1 pseudogene is annotated in these 970 nt (G+C 49.4%); it reads right to left on the reverse strand.

The annotated features are described in order from the left end of the window. A pseudogene (locus A9267_RS21940) lies at positions 1–970 on the reverse strand (hypothetical protein); the annotation flags it as partial.

Consider the following 970-nt stretch of genomic DNA (forward strand, 5'->3'; position numbering starts at 1 on the left):
TTGCCGTTGCTGTCGGTTGCAGTTGCCACCACTGTGATGTCGCCATCCACAAGCGTAGAGAGGTCAACATCAAGCGTAGAGAGGTCAACATTATCAACAGAGTAAGTACCGTCCGCGTTTACTGCCACATCAGTGATGGTAATTGCAGTGCCCGCAATATCGGTGATCACCAGAGTGACCGTGCCACCCGCTGGAATATCTTGTGATGTACCAGTGATGTCACCTTTGTTCGACGCATCAATCACTAAGTCAACTGTTAGCTCAGCATCAACAGCATCAAGGTTTTCAGTGTCGTTGGCAGACAGGTCGTTACCGTTGCTGTCGGTTGCAGTTGCCACCACTGTGATGTCGCCATCCACAAGCGTAGAGAGGTCAACATTATCAACAGAGTAAGTACCATCTGCATTGACTGCCACATCAGTGATGGTAATTGCAGTACCCGCAATATCGGTGATCACCAGAGTGACCGTACCACCTGCTGGAATATCCTGGCTCGTACCAGTGATGTCACCGTTATTATCGCCATCGATGACTAAATCGACGGTGATGTTACTTGAAAGGGCATCAAGGTTTTCAGTGTCGTTGGCAGACAGGTCATTGCCGTTGCTGTCGGTTGCAGTTGCCACCACTGTGATGTCGCCATCCACAAGTGTAGATAGGTCAACGTTATCGACAGAGTAAGTACCGTCCGCGTTTACTGCCACATCWGTGATGGTAATTGCTGTGCCCGCAATATCGGTGATCACCAGAGTGACCGTGCCGCCTGCTGGAATATCCTGTGATGTACCAGTGATGTCACCGTTATTATCGCCATCGATGACTAAATCAACGGTGATGTTGCTTGAAAGGGCATCAAGGTTTTCAGTGTCGTTGGCAGACAGGTCGTTACCGTTGCTGTCAGTTGCAGTTGCCACCACTGTGATGTCGCCATCCACAAGTGTAGAGAGGTCAACATTATCAACAGAGTAAG

Origin of the sequence: Shewanella sp. UCD-FRSSP16_17, from assembly GCF_001675935.1 — a bacterium.
In the GTDB taxonomy this organism is placed as follows: Bacteria; Pseudomonadota; Gammaproteobacteria; order Enterobacterales; family Shewanellaceae; genus Shewanella; species Shewanella japonica.